Annotated in this window: 16 protein-coding genes; 11 read left to right on the top strand and 5 right to left on the bottom strand. The window is 72.0% G+C overall.

The genetic code is table 11. The features are described from left to right. Positions 1–9 precede the first annotated feature (9 nt). A complete protein-coding gene (locus AC1D29_RS21630) occupies positions 10–2,565 on the bottom strand; it encodes a serine/threonine-protein kinase (RefSeq protein WP_477901276.1) in 2,556 nt (851 codons plus the stop codon). Positions 2,566–2,611: 46 nt separating this feature from the next. Beyond that, positions 2,612–3,151: an ECF-type sigma factor gene (locus AC1D29_RS21625; protein ID WP_477901274.1), complete on the bottom strand. Its 540-nt coding sequence runs from the start codon at positions 3,149–3,151 to the stop codon at positions 2,612–2,614. 88 nt (positions 3,152–3,239) lie between these two features. On the opposite strand from AC1D29_RS21625, the gene AC1D29_RS21620 reads away from it, so the two are divergent. Continuing rightward, complete coding sequence (locus AC1D29_RS21620; RefSeq protein WP_477901272.1) at positions 3,240–3,482, top strand: DUF3297 family protein; 243 nt, start codon at positions 3,240–3,242, stop codon at positions 3,480–3,482. 11 nt (positions 3,483–3,493) lie between these two features. Beyond that, positions 3,494–4,294 (top strand): hypothetical protein, encoded by an 801-nt coding sequence (locus tag AC1D29_RS21615; protein WP_477901270.1) that lies wholly within the window; start codon positions 3,494–3,496, stop codon positions 4,292–4,294. A 7-nt stretch (positions 4,295–4,301) separates the two neighbouring features. Here the strand turns inward: AC1D29_RS21615 and AC1D29_RS21610 are convergent, their stop codons facing one another. Beyond that, positions 4,302–4,688: a hypothetical protein gene (locus AC1D29_RS21610; RefSeq protein ID WP_477901268.1), complete on the bottom strand. Its 387-nt coding sequence runs from the start codon at positions 4,686–4,688 to the stop codon at positions 4,302–4,304. Continuing rightward, positions 4,685–6,040 (bottom strand): cytochrome P450, encoded by a 1,356-nt coding sequence (locus AC1D29_RS21605; RefSeq protein ID WP_477901266.1) that lies wholly within the window; start codon positions 6,038–6,040, stop codon positions 4,685–4,687. Before AC1D29_RS21605 ends, AC1D29_RS21610 begins: the two co-directional genes overlap by 4 nt. A gap of 60 nt (positions 6,041–6,100) precedes the next feature. Here AC1D29_RS21605 and AC1D29_RS21600 point away from each other — a divergent pair, with 60 nt between their 5' ends. The 7 genes from AC1D29_RS21600 to AC1D29_RS21570 all read left to right on the top strand — a co-directional run bounded on the left by AC1D29_RS21600 (position 6,101) and on the right by AC1D29_RS21570 (position 12,193). After that, positions 6,101–6,949 (top strand): helix-turn-helix domain-containing protein, encoded by an 849-nt coding sequence (locus AC1D29_RS21600; protein WP_477901264.1) that lies wholly within the window; start codon positions 6,101–6,103, stop codon positions 6,947–6,949. A gap of 46 nt (positions 6,950–6,995) precedes the next feature. After that, the gene (locus AC1D29_RS21595; protein WP_477901262.1) at positions 6,996–7,796 is read left to right on the top strand and encodes a substrate-binding periplasmic protein; all 801 of its coding nucleotides are present in this window, start codon (positions 6,996–6,998) and stop codon (positions 7,794–7,796) included. 47 nt (positions 7,797–7,843) lie between these two features. After that, complete coding sequence (locus AC1D29_RS21590; RefSeq protein WP_477901260.1) at positions 7,844–9,022, top strand: acetyl-CoA C-acyltransferase; 1,179 nt, start codon at positions 7,844–7,846, stop codon at positions 9,020–9,022. Positions 9,023–9,025: 3 nt separating this feature from the next. Then, the gene (locus tag AC1D29_RS21585; RefSeq protein ID WP_477901258.1) at positions 9,026–9,655 is read left to right on the top strand and encodes a LysE family translocator; all 630 of its coding nucleotides are present in this window, start codon (positions 9,026–9,028) and stop codon (positions 9,653–9,655) included. Further along, positions 9,652–10,317 carry an SDR family oxidoreductase gene (locus tag AC1D29_RS21580; RefSeq protein WP_477901256.1) on the top strand — a complete coding sequence of 222 codons (666 nt, stop codon included), beginning with the start codon at positions 9,652–9,654 and terminating at the stop codon, positions 10,315–10,317. Before AC1D29_RS21585 ends, AC1D29_RS21580 begins: the two co-directional genes overlap by 4 nt. 122 nt (positions 10,318–10,439) lie before the next feature. Then, positions 10,440–10,913: a MaoC family dehydratase gene (locus tag AC1D29_RS21575; RefSeq protein ID WP_477901254.1), complete on the top strand. Its 474-nt coding sequence runs from the start codon at positions 10,440–10,442 to the stop codon at positions 10,911–10,913. 143 nt (positions 10,914–11,056) lie between these two features. Further along, positions 11,057–12,193, top strand: a complete 1,137-nt coding sequence (locus AC1D29_RS21570) for an acyl-CoA dehydrogenase family protein (RefSeq protein ID WP_477901252.1) — start codon at positions 11,057–11,059, stop codon at positions 12,191–12,193. 16 nt (positions 12,194–12,209) lie between these two features. Here AC1D29_RS21570 and AC1D29_RS21565 read toward each other — a convergent pair whose 3' ends face one another. Continuing rightward, complete coding sequence (locus AC1D29_RS21565) at positions 12,210–13,127, bottom strand: lactate/malate family dehydrogenase (RefSeq protein ID WP_477901250.1); 918 nt, start codon at positions 13,125–13,127, stop codon at positions 12,210–12,212. Between the two features lie 130 nt (positions 13,128–13,257). Here AC1D29_RS21565 and AC1D29_RS21560 point away from each other — a divergent pair, with 130 nt between their 5' ends. Further along, a complete protein-coding gene (locus AC1D29_RS21560; RefSeq protein ID WP_477901248.1) occupies positions 13,258–14,187 on the top strand; it encodes an ABC transporter ATP-binding protein in 930 nt (309 codons plus the stop codon). 13 nt (positions 14,188–14,200) lie between these two features. Further along, positions 14,201–15,496 (top strand): ABC transporter permease, encoded by a 1,296-nt coding sequence (locus tag AC1D29_RS21555; RefSeq protein ID WP_477901246.1) that lies wholly within the window; start codon positions 14,201–14,203, stop codon positions 15,494–15,496. The last annotated feature ends 218 nt before the right edge of the window (positions 15,497–15,714 follow it).

The raw sequence follows: 15,714 nt of genomic DNA, 5'->3' as shown, positions 1-15,714 counted from the left end.
CGTTCTCCATCAAAAACTCAACAGGACCAGAGCATCGCGCGCATCGCGGCTGGGCGCCGGCAATGCCTGCAACGCCAGCAGTGCCTTGCGCACGACCGTGGCGTCATGCCGGTCGGCCAGCGCCTGGCCATAGGCCTGCAACGCCGCATCGCGCGCGGCACGGTCGGGCGTGAACAGCGCCTGCAGCGCCGCGACGCGGGCGCGGTCGGGGTGGCCGTCGGGCAGGCCGGCCCGCGCCACGTCGACGGCCTCAGCGAGCAGCGCGGTGCTGCGCTCTGCTTGGCCGGCCTGCGCCTCGCAAATCGCCAGCAGCACCAGCGTGGGCCACAGGTCGGTGTCATGGGCTTGCAGCAGGCGGCGCTGCTGCGCAAGCGCTTCTTCCAGGCTGCGCTTTGCGTCGCCAGCGTCGCCGGCGTGGCCCTGGCGCAGTGCCGCCTCGCCCAGCAGCGCCAGCGCGCGCGCCGCGGCGGTGGCATTGCCGGTGGCCTGGAGGCGGCCGAGCGCGGTCCGCAGCCGCGTGGCTGCGGCGGCCGGCTCACCCAGGCGCAGTTGCAGCCGTGCTGCCGTCAGCGCCACCAGCGGCTGCGCCTCCGGCTCGGCCAGCGCCTCGGCCTGGCGCGCGGCGGCCTCGGCCTCGCGGCGCGCGGCGTCCGGTTCGCCGTGGTGGAAGAGGGCGCCGGCCAGCCAGACGCGCGTGTAGACCGTCGTCGCATCGCCCGGCCCCAGCACGTCCGCCAGCTCGGCAACGCTGGCGCGCAGCAGCGGTACGGCGGTGGCATGGCGGCCCAGTTCCGCCTCCAGCATGGCCGCGGAACTGCGCGCCTGCGCCGCGACCAGGCGGTTCGCGCCCTCGCTGACCTGCACCAGCCGCGCCAGCCATTTGCGCGCCTCGTCCCAGCGGCCTTGGGCGCGGGCGAGATTGGCCAGCGCATCCAGCGACTTGCGATACGCCTCGTGGTCAGCCCCGAAGCGGGCCAGCGCCAGCGGCTCGGCGCGGTGCAGCAGCGTCTCGGCGCGCGCCAGGTCGCCGGCCTCCGCGGCCATGTCGCCCAGGTTGGCCAGCGCGATGGCGGCCTGCGCGCTGTCGCCACCGGCGAGCTGATCGAACAAGCCGCGCGCCTCGTCCACCTTGCCGAGCCGGCGGCGCGCATTGGCCAGCTGCAACACCACCTCGCGCCCGGTGTCGCCGCGCCCCTGCAGCTGTGCATGCGCCAGCGTCAGCGCTTCGTCGGCCAGCGCTATGTCGCCGGACTGGTTCAGCAGCAGGCCCAGCGGCCGCGCCACTTCGGCCAGCAACCCCGGGTCGCTGCCCAGCCGCCGTTTCGCCTCGGCCCAGCTGCGGCGCAGCAGCTCGATCATGGGCACGGTGGCGCTGCCCGAGGCATCCGGGCTCAGGCCGGCCAGCAGCTCCGTCAGCACGCTTTGCACACGCCGCGTGCGCTCGGTCTCCTGCGCGGCCTGTCGCCATTGCCAGGTCGTCGCGGCCACGCCGGCCAGCAGGCTGGCCAGTACCAGCCCCAGCGCGGCCAGCTGCAATCGGTAGCGGCGCGCGAACTTGGCGCTGCGGTAGGCCAGCGAGTCGGGCCGGGCACTGATGGGCTGGTGCTCGAGGTGGCGGCGCACGTCGTCGGCCAGCGCGCTGGCGCCGGCATAGCGCTCCTCCGGCCGCGGCTTGACGGCCTTGGCGACGATGAGCGCCAGCTCGCCGCGCAGCGCGGCCCCAAGCTCGCGCTGGCCGGTCAGCAGCAGGCACAGCAGCCGGCCCAGCGCATAGACGTCGGTGGCCGTGCTGACGGGCTCGCCGCGCAACTGCTCGGGCGCGGCGTACTCGGGCGTCAGGCCCGCCGCGGCCTGCGCGGTCAGCTCGGGTCCGGTGTCATCGGCCAGCAGCTTGGCGACGCCGAAGTCCAGCAGCTTCACCTGGCCGCCTGCCGTGACGAGGATGTTGCCGGGCTTGAGGTCGCGGTGCACGACCAGGCGTGAGTGCGCGTGCGCGACCGCGTCGCAGACCTGCAGGAACAACCGCAGCCGCGCTTCGGTGCCCAGGCCCTGCGCGCCGCACCAGGTGTCGATGCGCTCGCCGTCCACCAGCTCCAGCACCAGGTAGCGCGTGCGCGTGCCGCCCAGCAGCGCCTCGCCGATGTCCAGCAGCTGCGCGATGTGCGGGTGCGTCAGTCGCGCCAGCAGCTCGCCCTCGCGCCGGAAGCGCGCCTGCGCCGCTTCGCCGCGCCACGGGCTGTGCAACAGCTTGATGGCCGCCTCGCCGCTGTGCGCGCCGTCGCTGCGCCGCGCGCGCCACACCTCGCCCATGCCGCCGCTGCCCAGCGGCGCGACCAGCGTCCACGCGCCCAGCACCTGGCCGGCCAGCTCGGGCGCGTCCGGTAACTGGGCCGGCTCGGCCAGGAAGGCTCGTGCCTCGGCGGCGCGGTCGGCTTCGATCAAGGCCAGCAGCCGCTGGCGCTGCGAAGGTGGCAGCTCCGCCAGCAGCGCCTCGCGCTCGGCCGAGCCCGCGTCCTGCCAGGCATCGAAGGCCGCCAGCGCATCGGCCCGGTCGGTGGTCTTCACCGTGGTCGCCGGTGACTGTCGGGCTGAGACCGGACGAGGGGCTTCATCACGTCTGCAACGCGTCGAACAGGAAGGCGCGCGCCTTGCGCCAGTCGCGCTTCACCGTCGGCACCGACACGCCCAGCAGCTCGGCGATCTCCTCCATCTCCAGACCGCCGAAGAAGCGCATCTCGACGACCTGGTGCGCGCGGCCGTCGGCGCGCTCCAGCATCTGCAACACGTCGTCGAGCTTGAGCATGTCAGGGGGGGCGAGCTGCTCCAACGCCTGGGTGGACAGCGTCACGTCGGCAAACCCGCCGCCGCGCTTGTCGGCACGGCGCTCGCGCACATGGTCGATGATGACGCTGCGCATGACCTTGCTGGCGTGGGCAAAGAACTGCGCGCGGTGCAGCGCGCCTTCGCGGCCGGCGCTCTTCAGCCACACCTCATGGATCAGCGCGGCCGGCTCCAGCGTCATCGGCGCATGGCCCGCGAGATGACTCCGGGCCAGGCGCTTGAGCTCCGGGTAGAGCAACGTGTACAGGCGGTCCCGCGCGTCGGCCTGGCCCGCGGCCAGGGCCGTCAGCAACTGGGTGATCTCGGTCATGCCGCCATGCTGGGCCGGTCGGCGCCGCGGCGGTATCCCCAGCTTGGCGCGCGACAATGGCGGCCTGATCCATCGCGCCTCTAAGCCCATGTCCGACACCCGCCCCGAACTCCCCGACCACCTCAGCGTCGACCCGCGCAGCCCCCACCATGTCGCCGCAGTCTTCGAGCATGACATCGGCATCCGCTTCAACGGCAAGGAGCGCAACGACGTCGAGGAATACTGCATCAGCGAAGGCTGGGTCAAGGTGCCGGCCGGCAAGACGCTGGACCGCAAGGGCCGACCGCTGTGCATCAAGCTCAAGGGCCAGGTCGAGGCGTTCTACCGCTGACGACCCCGCGCATGCGCCTGCTGTCGCGCCTGACGTTGCTGTTGGGCCTGTGCCTGCCGGCTGCGGCCTGGGCGGCGCCATGCCCGCAGCCGCTGCGCATCGCCTTCATCGACACGCCCGTTGTGCCGCTGCTGCTCGGCAGCGGGCCCGACTTCGAGGACCCGCCCGGCTGGTCCGTGCAGGCGGTACGGGAGACGGTGCTACGCCTGGGCTGCCCGGCCGAGCTGGTGCGGTTGCCCGGCCGGCGCGTGTTGCGCGCGCTGGAGCTGGGCGACCTGGAGCTGGCCCTGTTCTTCGGACCAACGTCCGAGCGCCTGCGCAGCCTTCGCTTCCCGCTGGACGCCAGCGGCCGTGCCGATGCGGCGTGGGCTCCGGGGATCGGTCATCTGGCGCTGTACGGCTTGTCCGGCGGCCCGGCGCTGAAGGCCTGGACCGGCACGACCTTGCCGCCCGGCGTGCGGGTGGGCGTGGTGAGCGGCTCGACACAGGAAACCATGGCCCGTGAGCGCGGCTGGACCGTGGAGGCCGCCAGCAGCTACGAGAGCAGCGTGGCCGCGCTGCGGGCGCACCGCTTCGAGCTGCTGCTGACCACGCGCGAGTCGCTGCCGCAGGCCCAGCTGAGCGGCGACGACCCGCTGGTTGAACTGGCCCCGCTGGTCGAGCGGCTGCCGTACTTCGCGCCGGCCAGCCGCAAGGTGCACGCCACGGCGCCCGGTTTCGTCACCGAGTTCTGGCGCGAGCTGTGCCAGCAGTCGCGGCGGCTGTCGCCGGAGTCGCGCGGTGTCGACTGCGGCGTCAAGCCGCCGCGCTGAGCGGCCCTCAGCGCAACGACATCTGCACCAGCGCTGCCGCAGCCAGCAGCGCGATCCAGGCCGGGTGGCGGCCGCGGTTGCTCCACAGCACCAAGCCCGCGCCGGCCGTCAGCGCGGCCATGCTGACGGTTTCGACGAAGCCGCCTGACACGGCCCGCACCGCCGGGTGCGCCAGCCACAGCAGCAGCGCCGCCAGTGCCCAGGTCAGCACCGTCACCAGATGCCAGCTGGCCCACAGGATGCGCGTCTGGAAGGCGCGCAGCACCGGCTCACCGCCCGTGGGCACGAGGCCGCCTCGGCGCAGGTGGCGGAATATCCTCAGCTCGCCCAGCCACGAGTGCACCAGGCCGATGACGAAGACCAGCGCCGCGGCGCCAGCGAGCCAGGCGTTCATGCGGGCCTCCTGGTCAACCGCAGCCTGAGCCCGCCGTCTGGCCGCAGCGTGACGGCCATGCGCGGCTTGGGCGCCTCGGTGCCAACGGGCGCCAGCTCGAACCGCTGCAGCACCAGCGCCGCGATCAGCGTCATTTCCAGCACCGCGAAATGCTGGCCCAGGCAGACCCGAGGCCCCAGGCCGAAGGGGATGTAGGCGCCGCGCGGGATCTCCTGCGGCGCGCCGGGCAGGAAGCGCTCGGGCTTGAAGCCCAGCGGTTCGTCCGGCCACCAGCGCGGGTCGCGGTGCAGCAGCCAGGGCGTCACGCGCACGAGCGTCCGTGCCGGCAGACGCACGCCGCCCACCGTGATGTCGCGCGTCAGCCGCCGCGTCAGCAGCCCTGCGACAGGCGGGTACAGGCGCATGGCCTCCTTCAGCGTGGCCGACAGGAAGGGCAGCGCGCCTGCGTCGTCGGCGGTCGGCGCGCGGCCGGCCAGCAGCGCGTCCACCTCGGCGCGCGCCCTCGCCTGCGCCTCGGGGTGGGCGGCCAGCAGCCAGCTCCACCACAGCAGCGCGGTCGCGCTGGTCTCGTGGCCGGCCTGGAAGCTGACCATGCACTGGTCATAGACCTCCTGCGGCGACAGCGCCTCGCCGGTCGCCTCGTCGCGCAGCGCCATCAGCATGCCCAGCAGGTCGGGCTGGCTGCCGCCGCTCGTCCGCCGGGCATTCACGTGGCCGCCCAGCAGCCCGTGCATCAGCCGCTGCGCGCGCCGCTTGGCCGCCTTGCCGGGCAGCGGCAGCCAGTCGGGCAGCGTGACCGGCCAGAACATCTCGGCCAGTGCCGTCTCGCTGAGCACCTGCACCGCTTCGGCCGCGGCGCCCGTGTCGGCGCCGATGGGCGTGCTGAACAGCGTGCGCGAGATGACGTCCATCGTCAGGTGGCTGAACAAGGCGTCCATCGCCACGTCGCCGTCGGCCACGCGGTCCAGCCCCGCGACGGCGGCCTCGGTCATCAGCGCCGCGTAGCCGGCCACCCGGCGGGGCGTGAAGGCCTGCATCAGCATGCGGCGCTGGCGCTGCCAGGTGGCGCCTTCGGTGACCAGCACGGACTGGCCCATCAGTTCGGCAAACACCTCCGGTCCGCGCTGCCAGCGGATCAGCGCGTCCGCGTGGTCCACCATGATTGCGCGCAGCAGCTCGGGGTCGAAGACGTCGACGCCGCGCTCGCCGAGGATCTGCTGGCGCACCAGGTCGCCCAGCGGCCGCTGCGCGGAGATCACCGCGAGGTAGTCGCGCCGCATCGCCGCCAGCACGGGCAGGCCCCACCAGCGCGTCGGGTGGCCGGGCAGGTCGTTCCAGGTCAGTGAAGTCATGGCCCGCATGCTGCGCCCGCGGGCGCCGACCGGTCTTGAACGAATGCGACACTGACCGCGATGGAAGACGCGACGCGACTCTGGCTGCCGCCGCTGGCCCTGGCCGGCTGCGTGCGCGGCGTGATGCTGCGCGACACGCGCGGCCGCAGCCTCGATGCCCGGCAGCGCGAGAACTACTTCCCCGCGACGCCGCTGGCGCAGCTGTTCTGGTGGGCCGAGGGCAGCAGCGAATGGCTGGCCACGCCCGGCTTCTCGACGCCACCGCCCGAGCGCCGCCATGCTCCCATCCTGTTCGGCGGGCCGTTCACGCTGCCCACGCACACGCGCAACCCGGGCGAGATGCAGGCCTTCAAGCTGCTGCTGTTGCCCGACGCCTTCACGGCGATGACGGGCGTCGCGCTGGACCGCTTCGTCAACCGGGTGGTCGACGCACGCGAGGTGCTGCCCGCTGACTGGTTGGCCTGGGCCGAGGCCATGTCTGCTGCGCCGGGCGACACGGTGCGCCTGCAACTGCTGGAAGCCTTCCTGCTGCCGCGCTGGCAGGCGCTGGGCACGCAGCGCCCGGGCCACCGCTACGCCGACTGGACGCAGGCGCTGGCCGTGCGCGCCGCCACCAGCGCGGCCGGGCGCAGCCTGCGCCAGCTGGAGCGTCGCATCAAGGCCTGGGCGGGCCTGCCGATGCGCGAGCTGCGCGCCGTGTCGCGGGCCGAGAGCGCGTTCTATGCGGTGGCCGCTGCCGCCGACGGTGGGGCCGGCGTGAACTGGGCCGACATCGCCGCCGACAACGACTACGCCGACCAGAGCCACCTGTGCCGCGAGACACGCCGGCTGACCGGCTTCAGCCCCGAGGAACTGCGCCGCCGCATGCAGGTCGAGGAGGCCTTCTGGACCTACCGGTTATGGCGCTGAGCGGCATGAGGCGCGAAGAAATGACGGGCGCCCCTAAACTTCGCGCATGTGGCGGAGGCTGGGTCTGGGGCTGTGTTTGGCCGGCGTTTGCGCGCTGAGCGCCGCCGCGCCAGCCTGCCCACAGCCGCTGCGCGTCGGCTTCAACGACAGCGCGACACCGCCGGGCCTGCTGGGCCAGGGCCAGCGCTTCGCCGACCCGCCGGGCTGGGAGGTCGTGGCCGTGCGCGACGCGCTGAAACGCCTGGGCTGCGCCGCCGAGCTGGTGCGGCTGCCGAGCCGCCGGCTCAGCGCCTCGCTGGCGCAGGGCAGCCTCGACTTCGCGCTGCTTTATGGCGTCACGCCCGAGCGCCTGCGCGCGCTGCGCTTCCCGCTCGACGCGCAAGGCCGGCCCGACGTGGCCTGGGCGCCGGTGTTCGGCCACCTGGCCCTGTACGGGCGCACCGGCACGCCGGCCGAAGCCGGCTGGGATGGGCGCCGCCTGTCGCCGCGCTGGCGCGTGGGCGTCATTGCGGGTTCGGTACAGGAAGCCGTCGCGCGCGAGCGCGGCTGGTCGCTGGAGGCCGTGGGCACGATGGAGAGCGAGCTGTCCATGCTGCAGGCGGGCCGCTTCGACCTGCTGCTGACCACGCGCGAATCGTTGACCGCCGAGCAGCGCGCTCACCTCGTCGAGTGGGCGCCGCCGGTGGCGCGCCTGCCTTATTTCATGCCGGCCGCACCGGCGTTCGCGCAGCGCCACCCGGCCTGGACACGCCAGTTCTGGAACGAGGTCTGCCACGCGGTGCGTCGCCTGGAGCCCGATGTCCGTCCCGCTGACTGCGGCATCGTGCCGCCTTCGGCGCTGCGCTGATTCGGCGCGCCACAATCCCGTTTTCGTTTACCAACGGAGTCCTGATCATGTCCGATGCCATCGTCATCGTGTCCGCCGCCCGTACCCCCATCGGCGGCCTGCTGGGTGATTTCGCCGGCCTTGCCGGCTGGGAACTGGGTGCTGTCGCCATCAAGGCGGCGGTGGAACGTGCCGGCGTGCCCGGCGACGCCGTCGACGAGGTGCTGATGGGCAGTTGCCTGATGGCCGGCCAGGGCCAGGCGCCCGCCCGCCAGGCCCTGCGCAAGGCCGGCCTGCCCGACTCCGCCGGCGCCGTCACGCTGAGCAAGATGTGCGGCTCCGGCATGCGCGCCATGATGTTCGCCCACGACATGCTGGCGGCCGGTTCGGCCGAGGTCATGGTGGCCGGTGGCATGGAGAGCATGACCAACGCGCCGCACCTGATGTTTGCGCGCAAGGGCGTCAAGTACGGCGTCGCGCAGATGTACGACCACATGGCCATCGACGGCCTGGAAGACGCCTACGAGCGCGGCAAGGCCATGGGCGTGTTCGCCGAGCAGTGCGTCGCCAAGTACAGCTTCAGCCGCGAGGCCATGGACCAGTACGCCATCACGTCCACGCAGCGCGCCAAGGCCGCCAACGAGAGCGGCGCCTTCGACTGGGAAATGGCACCCGTCACGATCAGCTCGCCCAAGGGCGACACCGTCATCAAGTTCGATGAGCAGCCCTTCAAGGCCAAGCTCGACAAGATCCCGTCGCTCAAGCCCGCGTTCAAGAAGGACGGCGCGATCACCGCCGCCACGTCCTCCAGCATCTCGGACGGCGCCGCCGCGCTGGTGCTGATGCGCGAGAGCACCGCCAAGGCGCGCGGCCTGACGCCCGTCGCCCGCATCGTCAGCCACGCCGTGCACGCGCAGGCGCCTGAATGGTTCAGCACCGCCCCGGCCGGTGCCATCCAGAAGGCGCTGGCCAAGGCGGGCTGGCAGGCGGGCCAGGTCGACCTGTGGGAAGTCAACGAAGCCTTCGCCGCCGTGACGATGGCCGCGATGGCCGAGTTCAAGCTGCCGCACGACATCGTCAATGTGAACGGCGGCGCGGTCGCGCTGGGCCACCCCATCGGCGCCAGCGGCGCGCGCATCGTCGTGACGCTGCTGGGCGCGCTGAAGGCCCGCGGCCTGAAGCGTGGCATGGCGGCGCTGTGCATCGGCGGCGGCGAAGCGACGGCGTTGGCCGTGGAGATGCTGTAAGCCATGCTCGGCACCCACGACCTGCCGCTGTTCGCCGCCACCGTCTTCGTGCTCAACGCCACGCCCGGCGTCGACATGGCCTACACGGTGGCCAGCACCTTGCGCGGCGGCTGGCGGCAGGGCGTGGCGGCGGCCGTGGGCATCATGGCCGGCTGCGTGCTGCACACGCTGGCCGCGGCCTTTGGCCTGGCGGCGTTGCTGGCCACGTCGGCCGAGGCCTTTGCGGTCGTCAAGTACGTGGGTGCCGCCTATCTGCTGTACGTTGCCTGGGGCATGGCGCGCGCGGGGCTGCGGCCCGCAGCGGCCGCCGCAGAGGTCGCTGCGCCGACGTCGCTGTGGCGCACCGCCCGCCAAGGCTTCTTCACGAATGCGCTGAACCCCAAGGTGGCGCTGTTCTTCCTGGCGCTGCTGCCGCAGTTCATCGCGGCGGATTCATCCCAGAAGACGCTGGCCTTCCTGTTCCTCGGCGCCTGGTTCATTGCGCAGGGGCTGCTGTTCCTGCTCGGCCTGATCGCCATCGTCGCGCCGTTGCGGCGCTCCCAGCCGCGCCCCTGGGTGGGTCGCGGCCTCAACCTCGGTGGCGCGGGTCTCTTTACCGTGCTGGCGGCCAAACTGGCACTGACAAAACAATGAATGTCCTCATCGTCGGCGCGTCGCGTGGCCTGGGTTTCGAGTTCGTCCGCCAGTACCGCGCGGCCGGCGCCCGCATCACCGCCACCGCGCGGGACGAGGCGGCGCTGGAACGCCTCGCCGCGCACGGCGCCCGCGCGCTGAAGCTGGATGTGACCGACGCGGCCAGCGTGTCGGGGCTGGCCTGGCAAGTCGACGGCGAGCGCTTCGACGTCGTCGTCATCAACGCGGGCGTTTTCGGCCCACGCACCGAAGGCCTGCAGTCGCCCACCGAGGACGACTTCGATGCCGTCATGCACACCAACGTGCTGGGCCCCATGCGCCTGCTGCCTCAGGTGGCGGAGGCACTGGCACCGGGCGCGCGGCTGGCCATCCTGTCGTCCCGCATGGGCGCCATCGGCCAGCGCGCCAGCAACAGCGGCTGGCTGTACCGCGCCTCCAAGGCGGCGGTGAATTCGGTGATGAAGGACGCCTCGCTGGCCCTGGCGGGCCAGGCGACCGTCATCAGCTTTCACCCCGGTTGGGTGCGCACCGACATGGGGGGCTCGGGCGCGGACATCGACGCCGCGTCCAGCGTGGCGGGCATGCGCACCGTTCTGGCCAGCGTGAAGCCTGGCGATACAGGTAGTTTCTTTAATTACGACGGCCAGCGCCTCGCATGGTGATGGGTGTTCAGTGACGTCACCGGGTTGAGCTAACGTTCCGGTCAGGCACTCCCTTTGCTTTCCTCTTTGGGGGCAGCGGGCCGCACATTGACTTGCCCCATTGCGGGGCTCAGGACTTAGCCATGGACACCACTTTTGCCGACGACCCGGTCGTGACCGCCCTGATACGGGTAGGGGAAACCTGCGAGCGCCTCATCCGTTTCACGCGGGATGACATCGCCACTTTCGCGCGCCTGACCGGTGACACCAACCCGCTGCACCACGACGTGCAGGCCGCGCAGCGCGCCCGGCATGGCGAAATCATCGCCAGCGGCCAGCAGACCACGGCCCAGATGATCGGCCTGGTCGCCAGCCATTTCTCGCGCAGCGACGATGGCCAGGAGCGTGAACTGCTGTGCCTGAACTTCAACTTCGCCTTCAAGGCGCCCGTGTTTGCCGAGCAGGACGTCGTGCTGCACTGGCGCGTCGCCACGGTGGAGTGGAACGCCACGCTGGGCGGCTGGCTGGCGCACCTGGATGGCCGCGCCATGGTGCGCAACGCGCACCCCTGCGTCGTGGGGCGCGGCACCCTGCTGGTGAAGTCGGTCGAGGCCTGAGCCCACGCGGGCCGATTCGCCGGCGCGCGTTGGCCCCAGCTGTGTGACCCGCGCGGTATCGACTGCCGCCGACACTGGCCTGGAGGCGCTGGGCCCGAGCTGACGGGACAATGGCTCACCCCCAATCAGAGGTCGAGCCCACCATGCTGCTTCCCGAAGACCACCTCGCCGTGCAAGACGCCATCCGCGCCTTCGTGCAGGCCGAGATCGCCCCCCACGCCGCCGCCTGGGACAAGAACCACCATTTCCCCGCCGAACAGCTCAAGGGCCTCGCCGCCCTCGGTTGCTACGGCGTGGCCGTGCCCACCGAGTGGGACGGCGCGGGCCTGGACTACCTGGCGCTGTCCGTCATCCTCGAAGAGATCGCCGCCGGCGACGGCGGCACCAGCACGGTGGTCAGCGTCAACAACTGCCCGGTCTGCTCCATCCTGATGGCGTTCGCCAACGATGAGCAGAAGGAGCGTTTCCTGAAGCCGCTGGCGCGTGGCGACATGCTGGGCGCCTTCTGCCTGACCGAGCCGCACGTGGGCTCCGAGGCCGGTGGGCTGAAGACGACCGCCGTGCGCGATGGCGACGACTATGTGTTGAACGGCGTCAAGCAGTTCATCACCAGCGGCAAGCAGGGCGATGTGGCCATCGTCATGGCCGTGACCGACAAGGCCGCCGGCAAGAAGGGCATCAGCGCCTTCGTCGTGCCGACCGCGACGCCCGGCTACACGGTCGCGCGCATCGAGGAGAAGATGGGCCAGCACAGCAGCGACACGGCCCAGATCCTGTTCGAGAACTGCCGCGTGCCGGCCGCCAACCGGCTCGGCGACGAGGGCCAGGGCCTGAAGATCGCGCTGTCGGGCCTGGAGGGCGGGCGCATCGGCATCGCCTCGCAGTCGGTCGGCATGGCGCGTGCGGCCTTCGAGGCGGCGCTGCGCTACAGCCGTGACCGCGTCACCTTCGGCCAGCCCATCTTCAACCACCAGGCGGTGCAGTTCAAGCTGGCCGACATGGCCACGCAGATCGAGGCGGCGCGCCAGCTGATCTGGCATGCCGCCAGCCTGAAGGACGCCGGCCGGCCCTGCCTGAAGGAGGCGGCCATGGCCAAGCTGTTCGCCAGCGAGATGGCCGAGAAGGTCTGCTCCGACGCGATCCAGATCCACGGCGGCTACGGCTACCTGAGCGACTTCCCCGTCGAGCGCATCTACCGCGATGTGCGCGTCTGCCAGATCTACGAGGGCACGAGCGAGGTGCAGAAGATCCTGATCGGCCGGGCGCTCGCCACGGCCTGACACCGCCAGCCGGCGTTCAGCCGGCCAGAGACGCGTACGCACCCGCCAGCACGGCGGCGGAGGCTGCCAGGGCCTCGCGTTCGGCCGCATCCAGCGCGGGCTCCACCACCTGCACGGCGCCGCCCGCGCCCACCAGCGCCGGCAGCGACAACGCCACGCCCTGGATGCCGCAGATGCCGGTCTGCACGCGGCTGACCGGCAGCAGCCGGCGCTCGTCGCGGGCGATGCAGCCGATCAGCTCCGCTGCCACCAGGCCGATGGCGTGGTTGGTGGCGCCCTTGCGCCGGATGACCTCGTAAGCCGCGTGGCGCACCGACTGCGCCAGCGCTGCCTCTTCGGCCGGCTGCCAGCCCTGCCAATCGCGCAAGGCCACGCCGCCGACACGGGCGCCCGACCACAGCATGACGGACGAGTCGCCATGCTCGCCGACGACCTGGGCATGGACCGACTGCGGCGCCACGGCCAGCTTGACGGCCAGGCGCTCGCGCAGCCGGGCGGTGTCCAGCAGCGTGCCGGTGCCCATGACGCGCTCGGGCGGCAGGCCGCTGGCGGCCGTGACGACGCGGGTCAGCACGTCCACCGGGTTGGTCACGACGATGACGATGCCGGGAAAGCCCGCCAGCGCACGGCCCAGGTCGGCGGCGATGCGGGCGTTGTCGCGCAGCAGGTCCAGCCGGCTCTCGTCGGGGCGGCCGTTGCGGCCGGCCGCCAGCACGACGATGTCGGCCTCGCGCATCTGCGCCAGCGCCACCGCGCGCACGGCGCAGCGCGGGTAGAAGGCCGCGCCGTCGGCCAGGTCCATGGCCTCGCCTTCGGCGACGTCGCCGCGCTGGTCGTGCAGCCAAAGCTCACTGGCGTGCCCGGCGAGCAGCGTCGAGAACGCGACGCTGGTGCCGACCCAGCCGGTGCCGATGATGCCGATGCGAGCCGCCATGCCGCGAGTATGGGCCGTTGGCGCCGCGCGCTGTCCATTCACGCGCCGGGCTCGCCATCCGTCGCAACCCCCTCGGAGCCGCGCGCCTGCCCACCTAGCATCCGCCCCAATCGAACCAGGAGGTGAAGGCATGGACAAGGAAGTGCTGGTGGCCCGCGGCCTGCGCAAGGCCTATGGGGACAGGACGGCCGTGCACGAGGTCAGCCTGGCGCTGCGGCCCGGCGAGGTGCTGGGCCTGCTGGGCCCCAACGGCGCGGGCAAGTCGACCACGGTGGGCATGATCTGCGGCCTGACGGTGCCAGACGCCGGCACCGTGACGCTCGCCGGCGGCGTCAGCCTGGCGTCCGACGAGGCCGGCTACAAGCGCCGCATCGGTCTGGTGCCGCAGGACATCGCGCTGTACGAGGAGCTGCCGGCGCGCATGAACGTCGAGCTGTTCGGCGCGCTGTACGGCATGGCGCCCGACCTGCTGAAGCGCCGCACCGACGAGGTGCTGGCCATGGTGGGGCTGTCGGACCGCGCCAAGGACAAGCCCGCCACCTTTTCGGGCGGCATGAAGCGCCGCCTGAACATCGCCTGCGCGCTGGTGCACGACCCCGAGGTGCTGCTGTTGGACGAGCCCACGGCCGGCGTCGACCCGCAGAGCCGCAACGCCATCTTCGACAACCTGGAGCTGCTGAAAGCGGCCGGCAAGGCGCTGATCTACACGACCCACTACATGGAAGAGGCCGAGCGCCTGGCGGACCGCCTGGTCATCATCGACCACGGCCGCGTCGTCGCCAGCGGCACGCAGGCGCAGTTGTTCGCGCTGCTGCCGGCCGCGCAGACGCTGCATGTGGAGCTCGACGGCGAGCCCGACGACGCGGCGCTGCAAGGCCTGCCCGGCGTCAAGCGTGTGGGCCAGCGGCTGGACGCCAGCGTGGCCGACATCGGCCGCGACACCGGCCCTTTGCTGGCCGCGCTGGCCCAGCGCGGTGTCAAGGTGCGCGGCCTGGCCTCGGCGCGTGCCACGCTCGAAGACGTCTTCCTGGCCCTGACCGGCCGCCAACTGCGCGACTGAAGAGGACTGAACCATGCAAGCCTTGCTCGCCCTCGTCCGTGCAGAACTGAAGCTGCACTTCTCCAACCGCCGCGCGCTTTTGATGAGCATCGTCGCGCCCATCCTCATCGCCGCCTTCTTCGGCAGCCTGTTCGGCAGCAACAGCAAGATGGCGGGCATCGCCGTCGGCGTCGTCGACCAGGACGGCAGCCCGCTGTCGCAGCGCGTCGTCGCCGCGCTGCAGACCGAGGCCTCGCTGAAGACCACCGTCGGCGACGAGGCCGACCTGCTGGCCCAGGTGCGCGCCGGCAAGCTGCGCGCCGTCGCCATCCTGCCCAAAGGCCTGGGCGAGCAGGCCGGCCGCGCGCTGTTCGGCGCCGGCGCCAAGCCCGAGATCGCGTTGCACTACGACCCCTCGCAGGCCAGCGCGCTGGCCGTCGTCCGCGGGCTGCTTGCGCAGACCGTCATGCAGGAAGTCAGCCGCAACAGCTTCAGCCCCGCGGCGCTGGGCGACCTGGAGAGTCAGGTGCGCCAGTCCTCGAGCATGCCGGCGGGTCAGCGTGAAGACCTGGTGAAGATGTTTGCCGCCATCGGCACCGTGCAACGCCACGAGACCGCCGCGGCTTCGGCCGCGTCGGCGGCATCGGCGCCGCAGGCCGGCGGCCTGTCCATGCCCTACACGACGCGCGAGATCGAAGCCCTGCAATCCACCGCCAACGCCGCGCCGGTGGCCTACAACAGCTATGCCCACTCCTTCGCCGGCATGGGCGTGCAGTTCATCCTGATGAGCGGCGTCGAGATGGGCATGGGCCTGCTGCTGATGCGCCGCCTGGGCCTGTGGAAGCGCCTGCGCGCGGCGCCGTTGTCGCGTGCCCAGCTGCTGGGCAGCCGCATCGTCGCTAGCGCGCTGATCTCGCTGATCGTCTTCGCCGTCATCTACATCGTCGCCATCGCGGCCTTCGGTGTGCGCGTGCTGGGCAGCCCGCTGGGCTTTGCGCTGGTGCTGGCCAGCTTCGCGCTGCTGACTGCTACGTTCGGCCTGCTGGTCGCCGCGCTGGGGCGCACGCCGGAGGCCACGCGGGGCCTGGCCATCCTGGCCACGCTGCTGATGGTCATGCTGGGCGGCGCCTGGGTGCCGGCCTTCATCTTCCCGGAGTGGCTGCAGACGGTGTCGCTGGCCGTGCCCACGCGCTGGGCGGTGGACGCGCTGGACGCGATGACCTGGCGCGGCCAGGGCTTTGCCGAGGCCTTGCTGCCCAGCGGCGTGATGCTGGGCTTCAGCGCGGTGTTCGCGCTGATCGCGGTGTGGCGGTTCCGGTGGGAGGAGTGAGTGGCGCTGGGTGGCGGCTGTTCAGGCTCGCGGGCCTTCGGATGGATGGCCCCGGGTGGCGGCTTCCGACGCAGAGCGGAAGTAGCATCACGCCCGATAAGGCGGCCCAACGCTGACGTTCAAAACTTCGGTTAAGCGGCGGGCCCAGCAGCGGACCATCCGCTGCTACCAGCTGTTAGGTGGCGTCTCGCCGTCCATCTGTCACCCAACCGCCCGGC

The sequence above is a fragment of the Roseateles sp. P1_C6 genome (assembly GCF_056406315.1).
This window is presented reverse-complemented; position numbering and strand designations above follow the sequence as displayed.